General features: G+C 66.1%; 18 protein-coding genes. 6 read left to right on the top strand and 12 right to left on the bottom strand.

Features of this window, described 5'->3' with window-relative positions; translation table 11 throughout:
* Nucleotides 1–124 precede the first annotated feature (124 nt).
* Nucleotides 125–391, top strand: coding sequence for a hypothetical protein (locus tag EVC45_RS25770; protein ID WP_129961058.1), 267 nt, complete (start codon nucleotides 125–127; stop codon nucleotides 389–391).
* A 295-nt stretch (nucleotides 392–686) separates the two neighbouring features.
* Here the strand turns inward: EVC45_RS25770 and EVC45_RS45750 are convergent, their stop codons facing one another.
* Entirely contained in the window at nucleotides 687–833 is a 147-nt protein-coding gene (locus EVC45_RS45750) for a hypothetical protein (protein ID WP_168991532.1), read from the bottom strand.
* 178 nt (nucleotides 834–1,011) lie between these two features.
* Nucleotides 1,012–1,863: a hypothetical protein gene (locus EVC45_RS25760; RefSeq protein ID WP_248295251.1), complete on the bottom strand. Its 852-nt coding sequence runs from the start codon at nucleotides 1,861–1,863 to the stop codon at nucleotides 1,012–1,014.
* 383 nt (nucleotides 1,864–2,246) lie between these two features.
* On the opposite strand from EVC45_RS25760, the gene EVC45_RS25755 reads away from it, so the two are divergent.
* Both EVC45_RS25755 and EVC45_RS25750 read left to right on the top strand, forming a co-directional pair.
* The gene (locus tag EVC45_RS25755; RefSeq protein WP_129961056.1) at nucleotides 2,247–2,621 is read left to right on the top strand and encodes a sulfatase-like hydrolase/transferase; all 375 of its coding nucleotides are present in this window, start codon (nucleotides 2,247–2,249) and stop codon (nucleotides 2,619–2,621) included.
* Nucleotides 2,622–2,633: 12 nt separating this feature from the next.
* Nucleotides 2,634–3,500, top strand: a complete 867-nt coding sequence (locus EVC45_RS25750; RefSeq protein WP_129961055.1) for a bile acid:sodium symporter family protein — start codon at nucleotides 2,634–2,636, stop codon at nucleotides 3,498–3,500.
* 36 nt (nucleotides 3,501–3,536) lie between these two features.
* Here EVC45_RS25750 and EVC45_RS25745 read toward each other — a convergent pair whose 3' ends face one another.
* Entirely contained in the window at nucleotides 3,537–4,922 is a 1,386-nt protein-coding gene (locus EVC45_RS25745) for an amino acid permease (RefSeq protein WP_129961054.1), read from the bottom strand.
* Nucleotides 4,923–5,186: 264 nt separating this feature from the next.
* Between EVC45_RS25745 and EVC45_RS25740 the strand changes: the two genes are divergently transcribed.
* The gene (locus tag EVC45_RS25740; protein WP_129961053.1) at nucleotides 5,187–6,092 is read left to right on the top strand and encodes an alpha/beta fold hydrolase; all 906 of its coding nucleotides are present in this window, start codon (nucleotides 5,187–5,189) and stop codon (nucleotides 6,090–6,092) included.
* A gap of 66 nt (nucleotides 6,093–6,158) precedes the next feature.
* On the opposite strand, the gene EVC45_RS25735 is transcribed toward EVC45_RS25740, so the two are convergent.
* From EVC45_RS25735 to EVC45_RS25695, 9 genes are all read right to left on the bottom strand, one after another.
* Nucleotides 6,159–6,992, bottom strand: a complete 834-nt coding sequence (locus EVC45_RS25735; RefSeq protein ID WP_129961052.1) for a M55 family metallopeptidase — start codon at nucleotides 6,990–6,992, stop codon at nucleotides 6,159–6,161.
* The gene (locus EVC45_RS25730) at nucleotides 6,989–8,107 is read right to left on the bottom strand and encodes a P1 family peptidase (RefSeq protein WP_129961051.1); all 1,119 of its coding nucleotides are present in this window, start codon (nucleotides 8,105–8,107) and stop codon (nucleotides 6,989–6,991) included. Before EVC45_RS25730 ends, EVC45_RS25735 begins: the two co-directional genes overlap by 4 nt.
* The gene (gsiD, locus tag EVC45_RS25725; RefSeq protein WP_129961050.1) at nucleotides 8,104–9,009 is read right to left on the bottom strand and encodes a glutathione ABC transporter permease GsiD; all 906 of its coding nucleotides are present in this window, start codon (nucleotides 9,007–9,009) and stop codon (nucleotides 8,104–8,106) included. The genes EVC45_RS25730 and gsiD overlap by 4 nt, the downstream gene beginning before the upstream one ends.
* Nucleotides 9,010–9,016: 7 nt before the next feature.
* A complete protein-coding gene (gene gsiC / locus EVC45_RS25720) occupies nucleotides 9,017–9,937 on the bottom strand; it encodes a glutathione ABC transporter permease GsiC (RefSeq protein WP_129961049.1) in 921 nt (306 codons plus the stop codon).
* Between the two features lie 116 nt (nucleotides 9,938–10,053).
* Nucleotides 10,054–11,616, bottom strand: a complete 1,563-nt coding sequence (gene gsiB / locus EVC45_RS25715) for a glutathione ABC transporter substrate-binding protein GsiB (protein ID WP_129961048.1) — start codon at nucleotides 11,614–11,616, stop codon at nucleotides 10,054–10,056.
* Nucleotides 11,617–11,724: 108 nt separating this feature from the next.
* Entirely contained in the window at nucleotides 11,725–13,647 is a 1,923-nt protein-coding gene (locus EVC45_RS25710; protein WP_129961047.1) for a dipeptide ABC transporter ATP-binding protein, read from the bottom strand.
* A gap of 70 nt (nucleotides 13,648–13,717) precedes the next feature.
* A complete protein-coding gene (locus tag EVC45_RS25705; protein WP_129961046.1) occupies nucleotides 13,718–14,707 on the bottom strand; it encodes an isoaspartyl peptidase/L-asparaginase family protein in 990 nt (329 codons plus the stop codon).
* Nucleotides 14,704–15,795 carry a MurR/RpiR family transcriptional regulator gene (locus EVC45_RS25700; RefSeq protein ID WP_129961045.1) on the bottom strand — a complete coding sequence of 364 codons (1,092 nt, stop codon included), beginning with the start codon at nucleotides 15,793–15,795 and terminating at the stop codon, nucleotides 14,704–14,706. The genes EVC45_RS25705 and EVC45_RS25700 overlap by 4 nt, the downstream gene beginning before the upstream one ends.
* Nucleotides 15,796–16,015: 220 nt before the next feature.
* Complete coding sequence (locus EVC45_RS25695; RefSeq protein WP_129961044.1) at nucleotides 16,016–17,290, bottom strand: MFS transporter; 1,275 nt, start codon at nucleotides 17,288–17,290, stop codon at nucleotides 16,016–16,018.
* Between the two features lie 94 nt (nucleotides 17,291–17,384).
* On the opposite strand from EVC45_RS25695, the gene EVC45_RS25690 reads away from it, so the two are divergent.
* Both EVC45_RS25690 and EVC45_RS25685 read left to right on the top strand, forming a co-directional pair.
* Entirely contained in the window at nucleotides 17,385–18,095 is a 711-nt protein-coding gene (locus tag EVC45_RS25690) for a pseudouridine synthase (RefSeq protein WP_129961043.1), read from the top strand.
* Nucleotides 18,096–18,263: 168 nt separating this feature from the next.
* Nucleotides 18,264–18,452 carry a hypothetical protein gene (locus EVC45_RS25685; RefSeq protein WP_129961042.1) on the top strand — a complete coding sequence of 63 codons (189 nt, stop codon included), beginning with the start codon at nucleotides 18,264–18,266 and terminating at the stop codon, nucleotides 18,450–18,452.
* Nucleotides 18,453–18,547: the final 95 nt, after the last annotated feature.

The raw sequence follows: 18,547 nt of genomic DNA, 5'->3' as shown, positions 1-18,547 counted from the left end.
GTTACCTGGGGGCGTAGGCATCAGACAGTAGCCGGTTAGATGCAGCCGCTCGGACATCTATTGCCGCTGGAATGGAATATGATCTTTGCATATTCGCGAGACGAGCATTGGAGGCCCTGACACCATGGCTCAATATCGTTCACTAGGCGGCCTTTTCACTTTGGAGCCAGGGCAAACGGTCACCTGGACCACAGCAATCGGCGGCGGGCTCGACGGAGGTGTCGTTGTTCAAGCTCCAAACATCATCGACGATGTGATCGGCAGCGACGTGCTTGTGACCGTCAATCAGGGTGTGATCGCGACCAATAACGGTCTGAACTATACGATTACGATCACCAATCCCGGTTCACGTCCGGTTCCGCATAATCTGAACGTCCAGGACTGGTTTTGACATGTCGAAAATCACGGTCATCAGCCAGAACGGCAAATTGGTAGGAACCTGGATACCGCCGCAGCGCACATTATCCGGGGTGCCGGTTTCAGCCCCCGTAGCGGGAGCCGATCAGACTCTTCACGAAATCGAAATAGACGACCCGGAATCCTTCGTGCGCCGGAAAGCTCTCCCCGAGTTGCATAGGTTGGTCAGGCAGCGTTTGGGGCTTAAATAGTCTTTTCCCCCTGGCCCCACCGCGTCCGCGGACAGCGGCTGGTATCGGCGCAGCGGGTGAATCTCACCGCCCGGCCGCCTACTTCCCCTGCGAAAACCACTTCCCGTAAATCCGCTCGTAGGTCCCATCCTCGTACATCGCGAGCAGCGTTTCGTTGCGCAACCGACGCAATCGCCACCCGAAGTCGGGGTTGCGCGCCGGCACCGGCTGCCACGGCTTGCGCATCGGGCGTCACCGCCGCGCCGCTCGCCGCATCATCCGCCGCATCATCCGCCGCAGCCGCAGCCGCAGCCGCAGCCGCAGCCGCAGCCGCAGTCGCAGTCGCGGCCGCGCAAACCATCGCGATCAGAACAACTACAACGCGAGCCAGTATCGATCTCAGTATCACGGCTTTGCCCCCCGCTCAGAAACTGAGCGCGATCCCGAGAGACGCGCCCGTAATGTCCTTTCCGAATGCATATCGTCCCACGATCCGCAGGCGCGAAAAGAGCTTCGTCACCGCGCCCGTGTCGATTTCGATGCCCACGCCCAGCGACGTCAGCTGGTTGAACCCAAGAATGTTCGCCTGGCTACCCAGATAGGTCGAATGCGACAGTTCGAGCACGTAACGCAGCGGCCGATTCAGCGCGAGCAAACCGGTCGGCGCGCGCCAGCGCGCATACAGATTCGTCGACTGCGCGTTGGCGCTCCCGCGCACCGCGCTCGACGACGCAAAGCTTTGCAGATAGATATCCGTGAAGCGCAGTTCGAGATCGAACTCATAAGGCTCCTGACGCGGATACCAGCCCAGCATCAACGAACCGCCGAGGCCGTAAGCGCTGAGCGAACCGTCGCGGATGAAGTCGATGTTCTGGCCGGTCTTGTGATTGACGAGGAACTGGGCCGCGCTCGCATCGCTGATCACCTCGCCCAGAGAAAAATCAAAGATGGGACGAATCACCAGATCGCCCTTCTCATTGAGCGGAAAGTCCCAGCCGATACCGCCGGTCGCTGCCGCGTTGGTCCATCGGGTGGGCAGCACGCGCTGCGCCTGGCCGTCCGAAGCGATGAACGTCGGGTCGTAGCGCGATCCGACGATGGCTCCTTCCAGATAAAGCGGAAAGCTCCGGCTAAGCGTGAAGCCACCGCCGAACTGCGTCATGTTCAACGATGGATTGCCCGTCTCCGCATTGCGGATGCCGAGCGAACTCGCCGACAGATCCGGCGTGACCGTATACGACAGCAGCGCGAGCACGGCATTGGCGCCGCTGCACATCGGGTCCGGTGAAGGTGGGCTGGCTCTGCGCGAAGGCGTCGACCGCTACAAGCCACGGCACGGAGGCGAGCAGCAACGCAGCGGACAATTCGAGCGATCCTGCTGCGGCGGCATCGAAAAGCACGGCGGGATTCCTTCAGCATGCTCATCGTCTTGTCCGGACTCCATCGCAACGCGCGAGCCGCGCTACGACCTGACGAGCGGCGCCGAACCACGCCCTCCTGCGCGTAATGTAACGGCGCGCCGGGTGGAAAGGAAGTTCATTGCCCTTTGGCGCAATCGGTTTGCCCCTTACCCTGATAGCGGAACGCCACGGCGGCTCCGATACTGGAGATCGCCACGTCGCCCGCCCGGGCGCCGCGTGACCGGAGAACCACGACTGCATGGTCGAGCACGACAAGCATATCGGCGAGATGCTGGCGCTGCCCGACGAGCTCGGCATCGCCGACGACACGATGGTCATGTACAGCACCGACAACGGCCCGCACATGAACTCGTGGTCCGACGCCGGCATGACACCGTTTCGCTACGAGAAGAATTCGAACCGGGAAAGCGCGTACCATGTGCCGTGCCTCGTGCGCTGGCCGGGCGTCGTGAAGCCGGGCACCGTGTGCAAAGAGACCGTCAGTCGCCTCGACTGGCTGCCCACCATCGTCGCAGCCGCGGGCGGCGGCCATCGCCAGGCGAGCCGCGCAAGGTTCTTCCGTCAGACTGGACCAGGCGACGTGAGGTCGAACGCCGTCCAGCCCCGCGCGTAGTCAGGATATGCAATGAACGTCAAGGCGCTGATTCTCCTCGTGCTCCAGATCGCCATCGCGGGAACGGTGTTCTCCTACGGTCTGCAGGCGAGGCGCGACGATCTGCTGTACGTCGTCGCACGGCCCGGCCTGCTGCTGCGCTCGCTGGTCGCGATGCTAGTGGTGATGCCGTTGCTCGTGGTCGCGTGCGTGTACTACCTCGAACTACCGCAGCCGACCGCCGTCGTCCTGACCGCGCTAGCCATCTCGCCGGTGCCGCCGCTGCTGCCGAAGAAGGAAAACGAGGCGGGCGTCCCGCGTTATGGCCTCGGTCTGCTGGTGGTGCTCGCGCTGATGTCGATCGTGACGGTGCCGCTCTCGGTCGCGCTCTTCAACTGGCTGTTCACGCTACCGCTTGCCGTGAACCCGCTCAGCATCATGAAAATCGTGCTGACGATGATCATCGTGCCGCTTGCGGCGGGTCGACTGGTCGCGCGGTTCGCATCGCGCGAAACACCGCGTCTGCTGACGCTCGTGCGCCGGCTGGCGAGGCTGATGCTGATCGTGGGCGTGATCGCTTTGCTCGCGGGCACCTGGCGCGCGATCTGGTCGTCGACCGGGCATGGGACCGTGGTGGCGATCATGGCGTTCGTGCTCGCGGGCCTCGCCGTCGGGCACTGCCTGGGGGCGCCGGAGCCCAGGCATTCGATGGTACTGGCGCTGTCGACCGCCTCGCGTCATCCCGCCATCGCCCTGGCCATTTCGGCGGCCAACTATCCCGGCGAGCAGTTCGCACCCACGCTGGCGCTTTATCTGATCCTGTGCACGATTCTGGTCATTCCCTACGTGAAATGGCAACGAAGCCGCTCGGCCGTGCGCTCCGGCACACCATCGAGATGACGACATGACTTTCCATCGCGCGGCGAGGATCCGCGCCTATCGGCTCACGGCCCCCAGGCCCGCGCGCGCCACCTCGCGCCGCCGCTTGATCACATAGCCGACCCACATCAGCACGAGCCACGCCGGCACCAGCCATACCGACACCGACAAGCCCGGCGTCATCGCCAGAATCACGAGGATCAGCGCCATGAACGCGAGGCAGATCCAGTTGCTGACCGGAAACCAGAACGAGCGGAACACCAGCGTTTCGCCGGCGGCCACCATCGCCTTGCGCGACTTCAGATGCGTGAGGCTGATCAGCGCCCAGTTCAGCACCAGCGCCGCGACCACCAGCGACATCAGCAGGCCGAGCGCCTCGGCCGGGATCACGTAGTTGATGATCACGCAGGCGAAGGTCGCCAGCGCGGACAGACCGATCGCCAGATACGGCACGCCGCGCCGGTCGATCTTCAACAGCGCGCGAGGCGCGTTGCCCTGCTCGGCGAGACCGTACAGCATGCGGCTGTTCGCGTAGACGCCGCTGTTGTACACCGACAGCGCCGCGGTCAGCACGACCACGTTGAGCACGTTGGCGGTCAGCGTCGAACCGATCTGCGAGAAGATCATCACGAACGGGCTGCCGCCCGCCGCCACCTCATTCCACGGATACAGCGACAGCAGCACCGCCAGCGAGCAGATATAGAAAATCAGAATCCGCAGGATCACCTGGTTGACGGCCTTCGGAATGCTTTTCTGCGGCTCGGCGGCCTCGGCCGCCGTGATGCCGATCAGTTCCAGCCCGCCGAACGAGAACATGATCACCGCGAGCATCATGAAGAGCCCGTGAAAGCCGTGCGGGAAAAAACCACCGTGACTCCACAGGTTCGCGACCGAAGCCTGCGGGCCGCCGTGACCGCTGATCAGCAGCCAGGCGCCGAATACGATCATGCCGATCACCGCCGCGACCTTGATGATCGCGAACCAGAACTCGGTTTCGCCGTAGGCCTTCACGTTGGTGAGATTGATCGCGTTGATGAGCGCGAAGCACACCAGCGCCGATACCCACGTCGGCACGCCCGGCCACCAGAAATGCACGTAGGTGCCGACCGCGGTCAGCTCGGCCATGCTGACGAGCACATAGAGCACCCAGTAGTTCCAGCCCGACAGGAAGCCCGGGAAATCGCCCCAGTACTTGTATGCGAAGTGGCTGAACGAGCCTGCGACCGGCTCCTGCGCGACCATCTCGCCGAGCTGGCGCATGATCATGAACGCGATGACGCCGCCGATCGCATACCCGAGGATCATCGACGGACCGGCGGCCTGCAGCACGCTGGCGGAGCCGAGAAAAAGGCCGGTGCCGATCGCGCCGCCCAGCGCGATCAACTGGATGTGGCGATTCTTGAGCCCGCGCTTCAGGCCCGGTTGCTGCTTTGCACTGTTCATTACGCCCTGCTGTGTGGAGATCGCTGCATGTAGACCGCCGCATATGGAGCGCTGCGCAAGGCAGCGCCGTGGCGGATTACCCGGCGGGACAGCACGGTCCGGCCGGGCAAAAACCGGCAATTTTACCGCGACCGATATTCCTCTGATATTCGGAGCCGCCCGCCTTCGTTCTGCGCCGCACTTACGCGAGCGGATTGTGATTGTCAGAGGGATGCCGCCTGGGTATGTTGCCGAAGTCCACTTCTCAACCTGCGGAGCTTCAACATGTTGCCCAAACGTTTGCTTTGCGCTGCCGTGTTGTGCCTCTGTTGCGCGGGCGTGAGCACGTCCGCGCTCGCGCAGACGGCGCCCGCCGCCCAGCCAGCCGCGGATGACGCCGCTTCGCAGGCAAGCGACCAGCCGGCGCCCGCCCCCGCCCCCGCCCCTGCCCCCGCTACCGCCAGCAAACCGCCTGCCGCCGCGCCCAGCGGTCCGGTGCGCAACATCGTGCTCGTGCATGGCGCGTTCGTCGACGGATCGAGCTGGAACGGCGTGGTCGCGAAGCTGCAGCAAAAGGGCTATCACGTGAGCTCGGTGCAGAACCCGCTGACGTCGCTCGCCGACGACGTCGCCGCGACCCGCCGCGTGCTCGATCGCGAGAACGGTCCGGTGCTGCTGGTCGGGCACTCGTGGGGCGGCGTCGTGATCACCGAGGTCGCCGCCAATGCGCCGAACGTCGCCGGGCTGGTGTATGTCGCCGCGCTCGCGCCGCAACTGCACGAATCGGCGATGGACGTGATGAAGGCCGGCGGCCCGATGCCGGCCGGCCAAAGCATCAGCAAGGACGCAAACGGGTTCTTGTGGATCGACCGGGCGCGCTATCACGCCGACCTCGCCGCCGACGTGCCCGAGACCGTCGCACGCGTGCTCGCCGCCGCGCAGGTGCCGATCGCCGCGAGCGCATTCGACGAACCGGTCGATCAGGTCGGCTGGAAAGACAAACCGTCGTGGTACGTGCTGACGACGAAGGACCACGCGATGTCGCCCGATCTGCAGAAAATGATCGCCGGGCGCATCGGCGCGAAGGTGGTACCGGTCGCGTCGAGCCATCTCGCGCCGGTGTCGCACGCCGGAGCGGTGGCGGAGGCGATCGATCACGCGGCGCGCGAGTTGAGCCGGCAGCAGCAGTAGGCCGCCGCAGCAAGCCGCGGTGACAAGCCGCGGCAATGATCCGTCAGCGGCTCGACGTCGCGCGGCTCAGCGCAGCATGAACGACATCGCCGACAGGCAGTTCAGCATCCGCACCGCATGCTCGGCCGACGCAGCACTGAAGCGCAGCGTCACGCCATCGACGCGCGTGAGCGTCGGCCATTGGCAGAACAGATCGGCGAGCCCGCTGGTTTGCACGCGCAGTTCACAGTCGATTGATCGCGGCTCTGCGCGCGTCGCGGTGGGCGCGCGGCCAGCCTCGACATGCTGACGGACCACGTCGCGCGCGGCGGCCAGCAGCGCCTCGCGCATGCTCGCGGGCGACCGCGTGACGCCGCTTGCCTGCCCGGTCGCGGTCTTCGTGACGACGAACCGCGCACCCGGAAAACGCGGCGCGGTTTCCTCGGCAAACACATCGTCACCCGATAAAAGCGCGACACGTGCGCCATATTCTTCGGCGAGCGCACCATACACCCCCGCCTCGCCCAGTTCCACGCCATTGAACGCGACGCGCGCGAACGCGAAGCTGTTGATCGTGTGCGCGAGGATGCCGCGCGTTTGCGCCTTCGCGTGATAACCGATCATGAAGACGAGCGCCGCGCCGTATTCGAGCCCGGCCATCATGCCGAGCGTGCGCGGCTTGCCGAGCACGACCTGGGCGCGCGGATCGAGCAGATCGGGCAGCAGGTTGCGAAAGCCGCCGTGCGAATCGTTGACCCATACGTCGGTCGCGCCGCCCGCGAACGCGCCCTCGATGGCGGCGTTGGCTTCGAGTGTCATCCAGCGTCGCGCGGCTTCGTATTCGCCGTTGCCCGCGCGCGTCTGCTCGGCATGGAAGACGCCGGCGATGCCTTCGATGTCGGTGGAAATCAGGACTTTCATCGCGCGGAATTCCTCAACAGTCGGGCAAGGTCCGGCACGCTGTCGCGCAGCGACAGCCGTCGATGGCCGTCGCGACCGGTGACGGACTCGGCACGCCACAGCGCGTCGAGGATCGCCTGTTCGACGCTGTCGGCGCACGCGCGAAACAGCGGGTCCATACGGTGATCGGCGACGAGCGGCGGCAATTCGACGAAGTCCGCGCCATGCGGCACCGTGTACGCGGTCGAAAACGCCAGCGCGATATCGCCGCTGCCGTGGCCGTACACCGAACCGGTGCGCGCAAGACCGGCCGCAGCCCGCAACGATAGGCGTTTGAGCTGGCGCGAGTCGAGCGGCGCATCGGTTGCGACGATCATGATGATCGAGCCTTGCTCGGGTTTGTCGGCGGTTGCGTTGGCGGCAGCGTTAGCAGCATTAACCGCCTCGGCCTCAGCCGCGGACGCGCGTTCGGCCAGCACGCGACCAACGGGCATGCCGTCGATCGTCAGCATCGGCAGACGGCCGAAGTTGGCCAGCACGAGCGCGCCGACGGTGTAGTCACGGCCCGCCGCGCCGACCACGCGCGACGCGGTGCCGATGCCGCCTTTCAGATCGAAGCACGACATGCCACGCCCTGCGCCGAGCGCACCGCTCGCGACATCGGTGCTCGCCGCGTCGAACGCTTCGTTGAAGTGATGTTCGGTCACGGCAAGCGCCTGAATGTCGTTCAGGTAGCCGTCGTTGCATTCGAACACGAGCGGATTGACTGTCGACCATTCGCGGCCGATACGCGGATTCGCGCACACCGCCGCGCGGATCTGCGCCTGCGCGAGCGCCGCGACGCCGAACGTATTGGTCAGCGCGATCGGCGTCTCCAGCGTGCCGAGTTCGTCGAGTTGCACGAGGCCGACGCTTTTGCCGAAGCCGTTGATCACCGACGCGGCGGCCGGCACCTTGTCGACGAACGGATCGCCGCGATGCGGCCGGATCACGGTCACGCCGGTTTGCAGCGCGCCTTCAGCAAGCGTCCAATGTCCTACGCTGACGCCGTCCACGTCGGCGATCGTGCCGAGCGGTCCGGCCGGCAACGTGCCGATATGCGGCGCACGCTCAGCGGAATGTTGGCTGATGCTCATGGCCGGTCCAGCTTCGGATCGAGCGCATCGCGCAGACCGTCGCCGAGCAGGTTGAACGCGAGCACGGTCAGAAAAATGGCGAGGCTCGGAAACAGCGCGATGTGCGGCGCGGTCACCATGTCGGCGCGTGCTTCGTTGAGCATCGCGCCCCACTCCGGCGTCGGCGGCTGCGCGCCCAGGCCGAGAAACGACAGGCTCGCCGCCGTGATGATCGAGGTGCCGATGCGCATCGTCAGATACACGACGACCGATGAAATCGTGCCCGGCAGAATGTGCCGCATGATGATCGTCCAGTCCGACGCGCCGATGCTGCGCGCCGCCTCGATATAGGTAAGCTGCTTGAGCATCAGCGTATTGCCGCGCACGAGCCGCGCGAACGCCGGGATGCTGAAGATCGCCACCGCGCAGATCACGTTGATCATGCCGTTGCCGAGAATCGCGACCACGCCGATCGCGAGCAGAATGCCGGGGAATGCGAACAGCACGTCGGCCACGCGCATCGTGATGCGATCCCACCAGCCCTCGTAGTAACCGGCGAGCAGACCGAAGAACGTGCCGATCACCGCGCCGATCGCAACGGACAGAAAGCCCGCCTCGAGTGAAATGCGCGAACCGACGAGGATGCGGCTGAAAATATCGCGGCCCAGCGAATCGACGCCGAACCAGTGCGCGGCCGACGGCCCCGCGTTCAGCGCGTCGTAGTCGAAGAAGTTTTCGGGGTCGTACGGCACGATGTGCGGCGCGATGATCGCGATCACGATCAGCAGCAGCACGAACACGCCGGCGGCCATCGCCACATGCTGCTTGCGGAACTTGCGCCAGAACTCGCTCCACGGCGTGCGGATCGCGCGTTCGGCGGCGGCGGGATTGGCCGCGTTCGGCCCGGTAGCGGTGGTGCTCATGCGGGCCTCACTTGAAACGGATGGTTGGGTTGATCACCGCGTACAGCACGTCGACGATCAGGTTGATGATGATGAATTCGAGCGAGAACAACAGCACCAAAGCCTGGATGATCGGATAGTCGCGCATCGACACTGCATCGACGAGCAACTGTCCCAGGCCCGGCCAGTTGAACACCACCTCGACGACGATCGAGCCGCCGAGCAGAAAGCCGAACTGCAGACCCATCATCGTGACGACGGGAATCAGCGCGTTGCGCAGGCAGTGCTTGACGATCACGAGCCGCTCGGGCACGCCCTTCGCACGCGCGGTGCGCACGAAGTCCTCGTGCAGCACCTCGACGAACGAGGCCCGCGTAAAGCGCGCCATCACGGCCGCGACCGCCGCGCCGAGCGTCAGCGAAGGGAGCACGTAGCTGCGCCACGAACCGTCGCCGACGATCGGCAGCCAGCCGAGTTGCACCGAGAAAATCTCCATCAGCAGCATGCCGAGCGCGAACGCCGGAAACGAAATGCCCGATACCGCGAGCGTCATGCCGAGACGGTCCGGCCAGCGGTTGCGCCACACCGCCGAGGCGATGCCGATCGCCATGCCGATCACGACCGCCCACACCATGCTCGCGATGGTCAGCCACAGCGTCGGGAAGAAGCGCTCCGCGATCTCCTGGCTCACCGGTCGCTTGCTGCGTGTCGACATGCCGAAGTCGCCGTGCGCCATCCGCCAGAAGAACCGCACGAACTGCTGCGGCAACGGCTTGTCGAGGCCGAGATCGGCGCGCACCAGCGTGACGGTCGCCTCGTCCGCTTCGGGGCCGGCGGCGAGCCGCGCCGGATCGCCCGGCAGCAGATGCACGAACAGGAACACCAGCACGGCGACGATGAAGAGCGTCGGCAGCAGGCCAAAGAGTCGTTTGACGAGGAAGTTCAGCATGAAACCAGTCCGGCGAATGAGCGGCAGATGAGCGGCAAATGAGGCGGGCAACGAAGCAGCGTGCGCGGCGACGGCCTGGGTAAGCCGCCGCCTGCGCATGCCGCCTCGTCAGCTCATCACTTGATCGCGATCTCGTCGAAGTTGAACGAGCCGTCCGGCGCGACGTAAGCGCCCGACAGACGCTTGCTGCGCGCATACACGACCTTCTCCTTGACGAGGAAGATCCACGGCGCGTCGGCCCAGATGCGCTTCTGCGCATCGGTGTAGAGCGTGGCCTTCTGCGTGCGGTCGGTGGTTTCGAGGGCCTGCTTCAGATCGTTGTCGACCGCGTCGCTCTTGTAGTACGACGTGTTGACCATCTTCGGCGGGATCGAGTAGCCGGCGAGCAGCGGGCTGATCGCCCAGTCCGCCTCGCCGGTCGACGACGACCAGCCCGCGTAGTACATGCGCACCGGCGCGGTCGCCGGGTCCTGCGCGCTTTCGACCTTGGCGACGCGCTGCCCCGCTTCGAGCGCCTCGACGCTTGCCTTGATGCCGACCTGCGCGAGCTGCTGCTGCACGAACTGGATCACCTTCTGCGCGGTCGAGTAGTTATACGCGGACCACAGCGTCGTTTCGAAACCGTTCGGATAGCCCGCTTCCTTCAGCAGTGCACGCGCCTTCGCCGGATCGTACGGCCAGGGGCCGAGCTTGACCGCATAGTCGACGCCCTGCGGCACCACGCCGTCGGCCGGCGTCGCGTAACCGGCGAACGCAACCTTGGTCAGCGCTTCCTTGTTGACCGCATAGTTCAGCGCTTCGCGCACCTTCGGGTTGTCGAACGGCTTCTGGTTCATGTTCATGCTGATGTAGCGCTCGATGATCGACGGCGCCGCGATCAGATCGACCTTCGGGCTCGACTGCAGTTGCGCGGCCTGCTCGAACGGCACCTGGAATGCGAAGTCCGCTTCGCCGGTGCGCATCAGCGCGGCGCGCGTGTTGTTGTCGACGACCGGCTTCCAGTCGATCGCATCGATCTTCGGATAACCCTTCTTCCAGTAGCCGTCGAACTTCTTCACGGTCAGGTCGCCGGCCGGGTCCCACTTGACGAGTTCGAACGGACCTGTGCCGACCGGATGAAACCCGATGTCCTTGCCGTACTTCTTCAGTGCGTCCGGCGAGATCATCACCGCCGACGGATGCGCGAGCACGTTGACGAACGCCGAGAACGGCGCCTTCAGCGTAATGCGCACCGTGTACGGATCGACCACTTCGGTCTTCTCGATGCGGCTGAACATGTTGTAGCGCTTCAGCTTGTTGGCCGGATCGGTCACGCGGTCGAAGTTCGCTTTCACGGCCGCCGCGTTGAAGTCGGTGCCGTCCTGGAACTTCACGCCATGGCGCAGCTTGATCGTATAGACGCGCGCGTCGGGGCTCGCCTCATAGCTGTCGGCGAGCACGTTGCCGAGCTTCATGTCCTTGTCGAAGCCGAACAGCCCCTGGTAGAACGACTTCGCGACTGCCTGCGACAGCGTGTCGTTCGCGTCGTACGGATCGAGCGACGTGAAGGTCGACGCGACGGCCATCACGGCCGTGGTTTCGGCGTGCGCCAGATTGCCCGCGAGCATCGCGAACACCACCGCGCCGCCGCTGACGAGCGCGCGCAAACGAAACGGAGAGGACGGGAACAGCAGGTTCATGAGGTTGCTCCAGGCTGCGAGTTAAGGGTGTGACAGGGTCGTTATGGTTGGCTGGTGCTGTGGGTGCTGCTTCAGGTCGATCAACTCCCACGCGGTGCGACGCTTCGCTCAATAAGCGCCGCCGACGCGATGCTGCGCGACGAAATGATCCGGTCCCACCGCCACCAGCGGCGCGACGACCGGCTCGTCGTGCAGCGCGCGGATCGGGCTCGGAATATCGTCGGCGGCGAGCAGGCGTTTGGCGTGACGGCGCGCGGGATCGGCGACCGGCACCGCGCTCATCAGCTTCTTCGTGTACGGATGCTGCGGCGCCTCGAACACCGCGCGGCGCGGACCGATCTCGACGATCTGGCCGAGATACATCACCGCGACGCGATGGCTCACGCGCTCGACCACCGCCATGTCGTGCGAAATGAACAGATACGCGACGCCGAGTTCGCGCTGCAGATCGAGCATCAGATTGACGATCTGCGCCTGCACGGAGACGTCGAGCGCGGACACCGATTCGTCGGCGATCACGACTTTCGGATTCAGCGCGAGCGCGCGGGCGATCGCGATACGCTGCCGCTGCCCGCCCGAAAACTCATGCGGATAGCGGCGCGCGGCCTCCGCCGGCAAGCCGACTTTCTCGAGCAGCCACGCGACGCGCGCCTGCGCTTCGGCACCCTGCGCGACGCCGTGCACGAGCAGCGGCTCCATGATCGAGAAGCCCACCGTCAAGCGGGGATTCAGCGACGCGAACGGGTCCTGGAAAATAAACTGGATATCGCGGCGCAGCGCCTGCAATGCGGGCCCGCTCAGCGAGCTGATTTCCTTGCCAGCGAATTCGATCGAGCCGCTCTGACTTTCGACGAGCCGCAGCAGCGAGCGGCCCGTGGTCGACTTGCCGCAGCCCGACTCGCCGACCAGCGCGAGCGTCTCGCCGGGACGCAGATCGAAGCTGACTTTTTCGACCGCATGCACGCGGCCCGTCATGCGGCCGAACAGGCCGCTGCGAACCGGAAAGCGCGTGACCAGATCGCGCACGCGCAGAATCGGCGGCGTGTCGTCGCGCACCAGCGGCTGCGCTTCTGCGGCGACGGCCGCGGCGGGCTGCACCGCGGCATCGGCGCCGTTCGCGCCGGCCTGCTCGACGCTCAGGATCGGGAAGCGCGCGGGCTGATCGGTGCCGTGCATCGAGCCGAGCCGAGGCACCGCCGCCAGCAGCGCCTTCGTGTACGGATGCGACGGCGCGGCGAACAACGCGTCCGACGCGCCCTGCTCGACCTTCTCGCCGCGATACATCACGAGCACGCGGTCGGCCACTTCGGCGACCACGCCCATGTCGTGCGTGATGAAGATCACGCCCATGTTCATCTCGTCCTGCAAGCCGCGGATCAGTTGCAGGATCTGCGCCTGGATCGTCACGTCGAGCGCGGTGGTCGGCTCGTCGGCGATCAGCAGCGCCGGCTTGCACGACAGCGCCATCGCGATCATCACGCGCTGGCGCATGCCGCCCGATAGCTGATGCGGGAAACGCGCCGCGACGCGCTTCGCTTCGGGTATCCGAACCAGTTCGAGCAGGCGCAAGGTTTCCGCGCGCGCGGCCTCGCGACTCTTGCCCTGGTGCAGCGCGATCGCCTCGCTGATCTGGTCGCCGACCGTGAAGACCGGATTGAGCGAGGTCATCGGCTCCTGGAAGATCATCGCGATGTCGGCGCCGCGCACCGTGCGCATCGTGCCGGACGACGCCTTCGCGAGATCGAGCACGCTGCCGTCGCGCCGCCGGAATGCGATGCTGCCGCCGGCGAGACGGCCGCCGCCATGCTCGATCAGCCGCATCAGCGCCAACGACGTGACCGACTTGCCCGAGCCCGATTCGCCGACGATCGCGAGCGTCTCGCCGCGCTCGACCGTGAACGACAGATTGCGCACCGCGTTGAAGGTCGCGTCGCCACGGCGGAAAGCGACCGTCAGATCGTCGACCGCGAGTACGCGCTGCGGCGGCAGGGTTTCGATCGGCGGGCTGGCGGTGTGCGAGGAAGTCGGCACGGTGATTCCTTTGCTTTGAATGCGAACGCGGCTAACGGGGCTGCGGCAAGGTGGCGACGCGCGCCGGCGGCTAGCGATAGATCGCCGTCACCGGCGCTTCGCCGAGCCGCGCGAAACCGCGATACATGCCTTCGGTGTTGAACGACAGCGTGACGTTGCCCTGCGCGTCGACGGCGACGAGGCCGCCGCGTCCGTCGATCTTCGGCAGGCGGTTCATCACGACATCGTGCGCGGCCTCTTCGAGCGAGACCTGGCGATAGGCCATCTGCGCGGCGACGTCGTAGGCGGCGACCATGCGCATGAACATCTCGCCGGAGCCGGTGGTCGACACCGCGCAGGTCGCGTCGTCCGCGTAGCAGCCCGCGCCGATCAGCGGCGTGTCGCCGACGCGGCCCACCTGCTTGTTGGTGACGCCGCCCGTCGAGGTCGCCGCGGCGAGATGCCCGTGGCGGTCGAGCGCGACCGCGCCGACGGTGCCGAACTTGCGGTTCGGATCGATCGGTTCGTGCGGCATCGGGTCGTCGTTATTCGACGCGGTGGACGCGAGCGTCGCGGCGTCGTGATCGAGCATCGGGCGCTGCTGCTCGCGCGCGAGCTGCCATTGACGATAGCGCGCGTCGGTATCGAAGTAGCTGTTATCGACGAATTCGAGCCCCTGCGCGATCGCGAACGCTTCCGCGCCTTCACCGGTGAACAGCACGTGGTCGCTGCGCTCGAGCACGCGGCGCGCGGCCAGAATCGGATTGCGCACGCGCTTCACGCAGCAGATCGCGCCCGCGTCGAGCGTGCGGCCGTCCATGATCGCGGCGTCGAGCTCGTGCGTGCCGGCCGCGGTGTAGACCGCGCCGTGGCCCGCGTTGAAGAGCGCGCAGTCTTCGAGCAGCCGTACCGCTTCGCTGACCGCGTCGAGCGCGCTGCCGCCATCGGCGAGCACGCGCTGGCCGGCGCTCAGCACCGCGTTGAGCGCCGCGTGATAGTCAGCTTCGGCGCTGGCTGACATCGACGTGCGCAGGATCGTCCCTGCCCCGCCGTGAATGGCAATGACTGCGTTGGAGTTCATCGTTTGGATCGTGGAGTGCGATTGTTGCGGGGAATGCGGGCTGCCGTGATGGCTTTTGCTTCGGTGTCCGTGGCTTTCACGCGTTTGGCTCGAGTGCTGTCGGCCTTTGCGCCGTCGCCGGTTTTGGGCTTCGCAGACTTCGCGCGCACGGCTTTGCTCGCGGCACGAACAGGCTCCTGCGCGGCACCGCCTGCGCCGGACTGCGGATCGAACAGCCACGGCAGCACGAACTCGCTGACCTCGGCGGCCGCCTTGACCGAGCGTTGCGCGCGATACGCGACCGCGTCGCACAACGCCTCGATCACCGCGAGCACGGCCGAATCGGCATTCGACGCGAGACGCCGGTCGGTGCGGACATACAGCGCCAGGTCCGCGAATCGCACGAGCGGCGAGCGCGGACCGTCGGTGAGTGCGAGCACGCGCGCGCCGCGTTCGGAGGCGCGGCGCGCCAACTCGATCGTGTCCTCGACATAGCGCGGAAACGCGATGCCGATCACTAGATCTCCCGCGCCGGAACCCACCAGGTGCCGCGCCGCATGCGACGGTCCGCCGTTCAGCGCGAGCGAATGCACGTTGTCGTGATACGGCAGCAGCCCGTGCTCCATCAGGCCCGCGAGAAAGGCGCTGGCGCCGAAGCCGATCACGAATACGCGGCGCGCGGCGATGATCGCGTCGACGGCGGCGTCGGCAGTCGCGCGATCGATCGACGTGCGCGTCGCATGCAGATTGTTGGCGGCCTGCTCGAGCGACGCGTCGATCAGATCGTCACCGGCCGCGAGCGTTTCCTGCGCGCTGCGCAGCCGCTCGACCGGCGCGAGCGTCGCCTCGAAGCCACGCACGAGCGCCTCGCGGAACTGCGGATAACCGTCGAAGCCGAGCGCGCGCGCAAAGCGATTCGCGCTCGCGACCGACGCACCGACCACGCTCGCGAGTTCGTCGATGCGCATCGTCGCCGCGCGGAACAGATTGGCCAGCACGTACTCGCCCATGCGCTGGTGGATCGGCGTGAGCGTCGGCATCGCGGCGGTGATGCGCGCGGCGATGGCCTGCTCGGCGGGGTTCGACACAGCGGACGGGTGATGGATCATGCGAGCGGACAGGCGCGGTTGTTCTAGGTGAACTGGATGAAATTATATTTACATGAAACACGCGCCGAAAAAAATTCATTTTCATAATTCGAGGGTTTTCACCGACCAAAGCCCTTCAGACAAGGGAGTTCAGCATTCGCGCATGCCGCACCCCGATGAAAATCCATTTTCATCGGGGCGATTGGGGGCCTCTTTGCGTGCCGCGTGCCGCGTGCCGTCATCAGCATGCCGCCGCGCTCTGCTCGGGAATGCCCGTGAGCCGCGCCGCCGGCGACATCACGATGATCAGCGCCTGCACCATGAACGCGAACGACGCCGCGACGAGGCACAGGTCGATGCTCCAGCGCGCGCTGAGGACGGCGCCGAGCAGCGCGCCCACCGGCCGCGCGCCGTAGGTGGCGGTGCTGATCAGCGCGGACACGCGGCCGATCATCCGTTCGGGTGTGATCGCCTGACGCAGCGTGGTCGAGCCGACGACCCACAGGATCGGTCCCGCGCCGAGCAGGAAGAAGCTCGCGAGCGCGAGCCAGAACGATGGCGCGATGAGCGTCGCCGCCATCACGAGCGACGCGAGCAGGCCGCACGACGGCCCGATGATCAGCAGACGCCCGAACGCGAGACGCCGCGCGATCGCGGGCGCGGCGAGCGCGCCGCAGACCATGCCGACACCGTACGCGCCGAGCGTCACGCCGACCGCCGAGGCATCGAGCCCGAGCCGATGCACCGCGTACGGCACGTAGACCGCCTGCAGGATGAAGAAGCCGAGATTGAAGAACACGGCGGTGAGCAGCATCGGCAGCAACAGCGGATCGCGCAGCACGAAGCGCGTGCCGTCGCGCAGCTCCAGCATGAAGTGGCGCCGCGGCGCGGCCGCTCGCGGCGGCTCGCGCAAGCCCGCGAGCAACGCGACCGCGAACGCGGACAACATCGCCGCGCCGCCATACGCCCAGCCCGCGCCGATCCAGCCGACCAGCACGCCGCCCAACGCCGGACCCGCCGAGTACGCGACGCTGCGCGCGAGTTCGAGCCGGCCATTCGCGTTCGCATAGGCCTCGCGCGGCACGATCGACGGCACCAGCGACGGCGCCGCCACGTTGTAGGCAACCGTGCCCGTCGCGGCGACGAAGCCGAGCGCGGCGAGTAGCGGCAGGCTCAGCGCATGCGTGAGCACCAGCAGCAGCACGCACAGCATCGCGCAGACACGCACGCTTTCGGCGAGCGTCATCAGCACGCGGCGCGAACGGCGATCGGCCCAGACGCCGAGCGGCATCGACAGCAACAGGAACGGCAGCGTCTGCGCGGTTTGCAGCAGACCGGTGTCGCGCGCGTTGGCGCCGAGCGCGAACACCGCGACGAGCGGCGCGGCGGCGAGACTGATCTGCTCGGCCGATTGCGCGCACAGGTTCGACCAGGCGAGACGCTGGAATGCGCGGGGTAGTCGTTGCGCGCTGGAAGACGAAGGCGAAGACGATGAAGACGAAGACGTGGCGGACATCGATGCACTCCCGAGGTTTGACGTGAGGTATTCATCGTCGGCGCTCGGGGCTGGCGGGGCGCTCCGCTTCTTGCGGTGTTATTCTTCGCTCGCCATGAATCTCGAAAGCATTCTCTTTACTCAAGGTTTCGGTTCGCGCCGCCAATGCCGCGCGCTGATCGGCGACGGCCGCGTCGGCGTCGACGGTGTTATCTGCACCGATGCCGATGCCGATTTCGCTATCGATAGCGGCGCGTTGCGATTCAGCGTCGACGGCGTCGAATGGCCGTATCGCGAGCACGCGTATCTGCTGCTGAACAAGCCGGTCGGCTACGAATGCTCGCGCGATCCGCAGCATCATCTGAGCGTGTTCAGCCTGCTGCCGCCGCAGTTCGCCGAGCGCGGCGTGCAGTGCGTCGGCCGTCTTGATCAGGACACCACGGGTCTGCTGCTGCTCTCCGACGACGGCAAGTTCGTGCATCAGTTCACCTCGCCGAAACGCAAGGTGCCGAAGCTCTATGTCGCGACCACCCGCTATCCGCTCGACGACGCGCAGCTCGCCGCGCTACGCGACGGCGTGCTGTTGCACGGCGAAACGAAGCCGAGCGCCGCGCTCGACGCAGAGGCGCGCGACACTCACACGCTCGCGCTCACGGTGCTCGAAGGCAAATACCACCAGGTCAAGCGGATGATCGCGGCCTCGGGCAACCGCTGCGAGGCGCTGCATCGCGAGCGGATCGGCGGGCTCGCTCTGCCCGCGACGCTCGCGCCCGGCGCATGGCAATGGCTCGACGAAACGGGCCTCGCCGCGCTGCGGACCGGCTAAGCGACTAGCGCGCAGCGAGTGCCAGCCTAAGCCCTTGATGCGCCGGAGAAAGCCCGCGTGCATTGTGGTGCATCGCACATAGGCCGCTGCGGTGCAGCATGCCGTTCCTTACATGTCGCCCTATACTCGTCTAAACAAACGACTACAAAGGTTTCAAGGAGGGGCGCCATGCATATCGACGGCACGATGGCGTTTTCGCACGCGATGATTGCGTTTATCTGCTTTGCGCTGCTGCTGGTCGGCGGATCGCTGATCGTCATGCGGCTGCGGCATAAGTACCACCCGAATCTGATCGGCGCGCTGATCGGCGGCATGCTGTGCTTCCTGTTGCTGGAAATGCTGCCGGCGCTGACCTGATGCCTGTTGGACCGCGCGGCCCGTTTTGCGCGGCGCATTAATGCGGTGCGGGGGATACGGTTCGTTTCGGGGCAGCGCGGCCTCGCGAGGCGGTA

It is taken from the genome of Paraburkholderia sp. UYCP14C (genome assembly GCF_004197395.1).
Taxonomy (GTDB): domain Bacteria; phylum Pseudomonadota; class Gammaproteobacteria; order Burkholderiales; family Burkholderiaceae; genus Paraburkholderia.
This window is presented reverse-complemented; position numbering and strand designations above follow the sequence as displayed.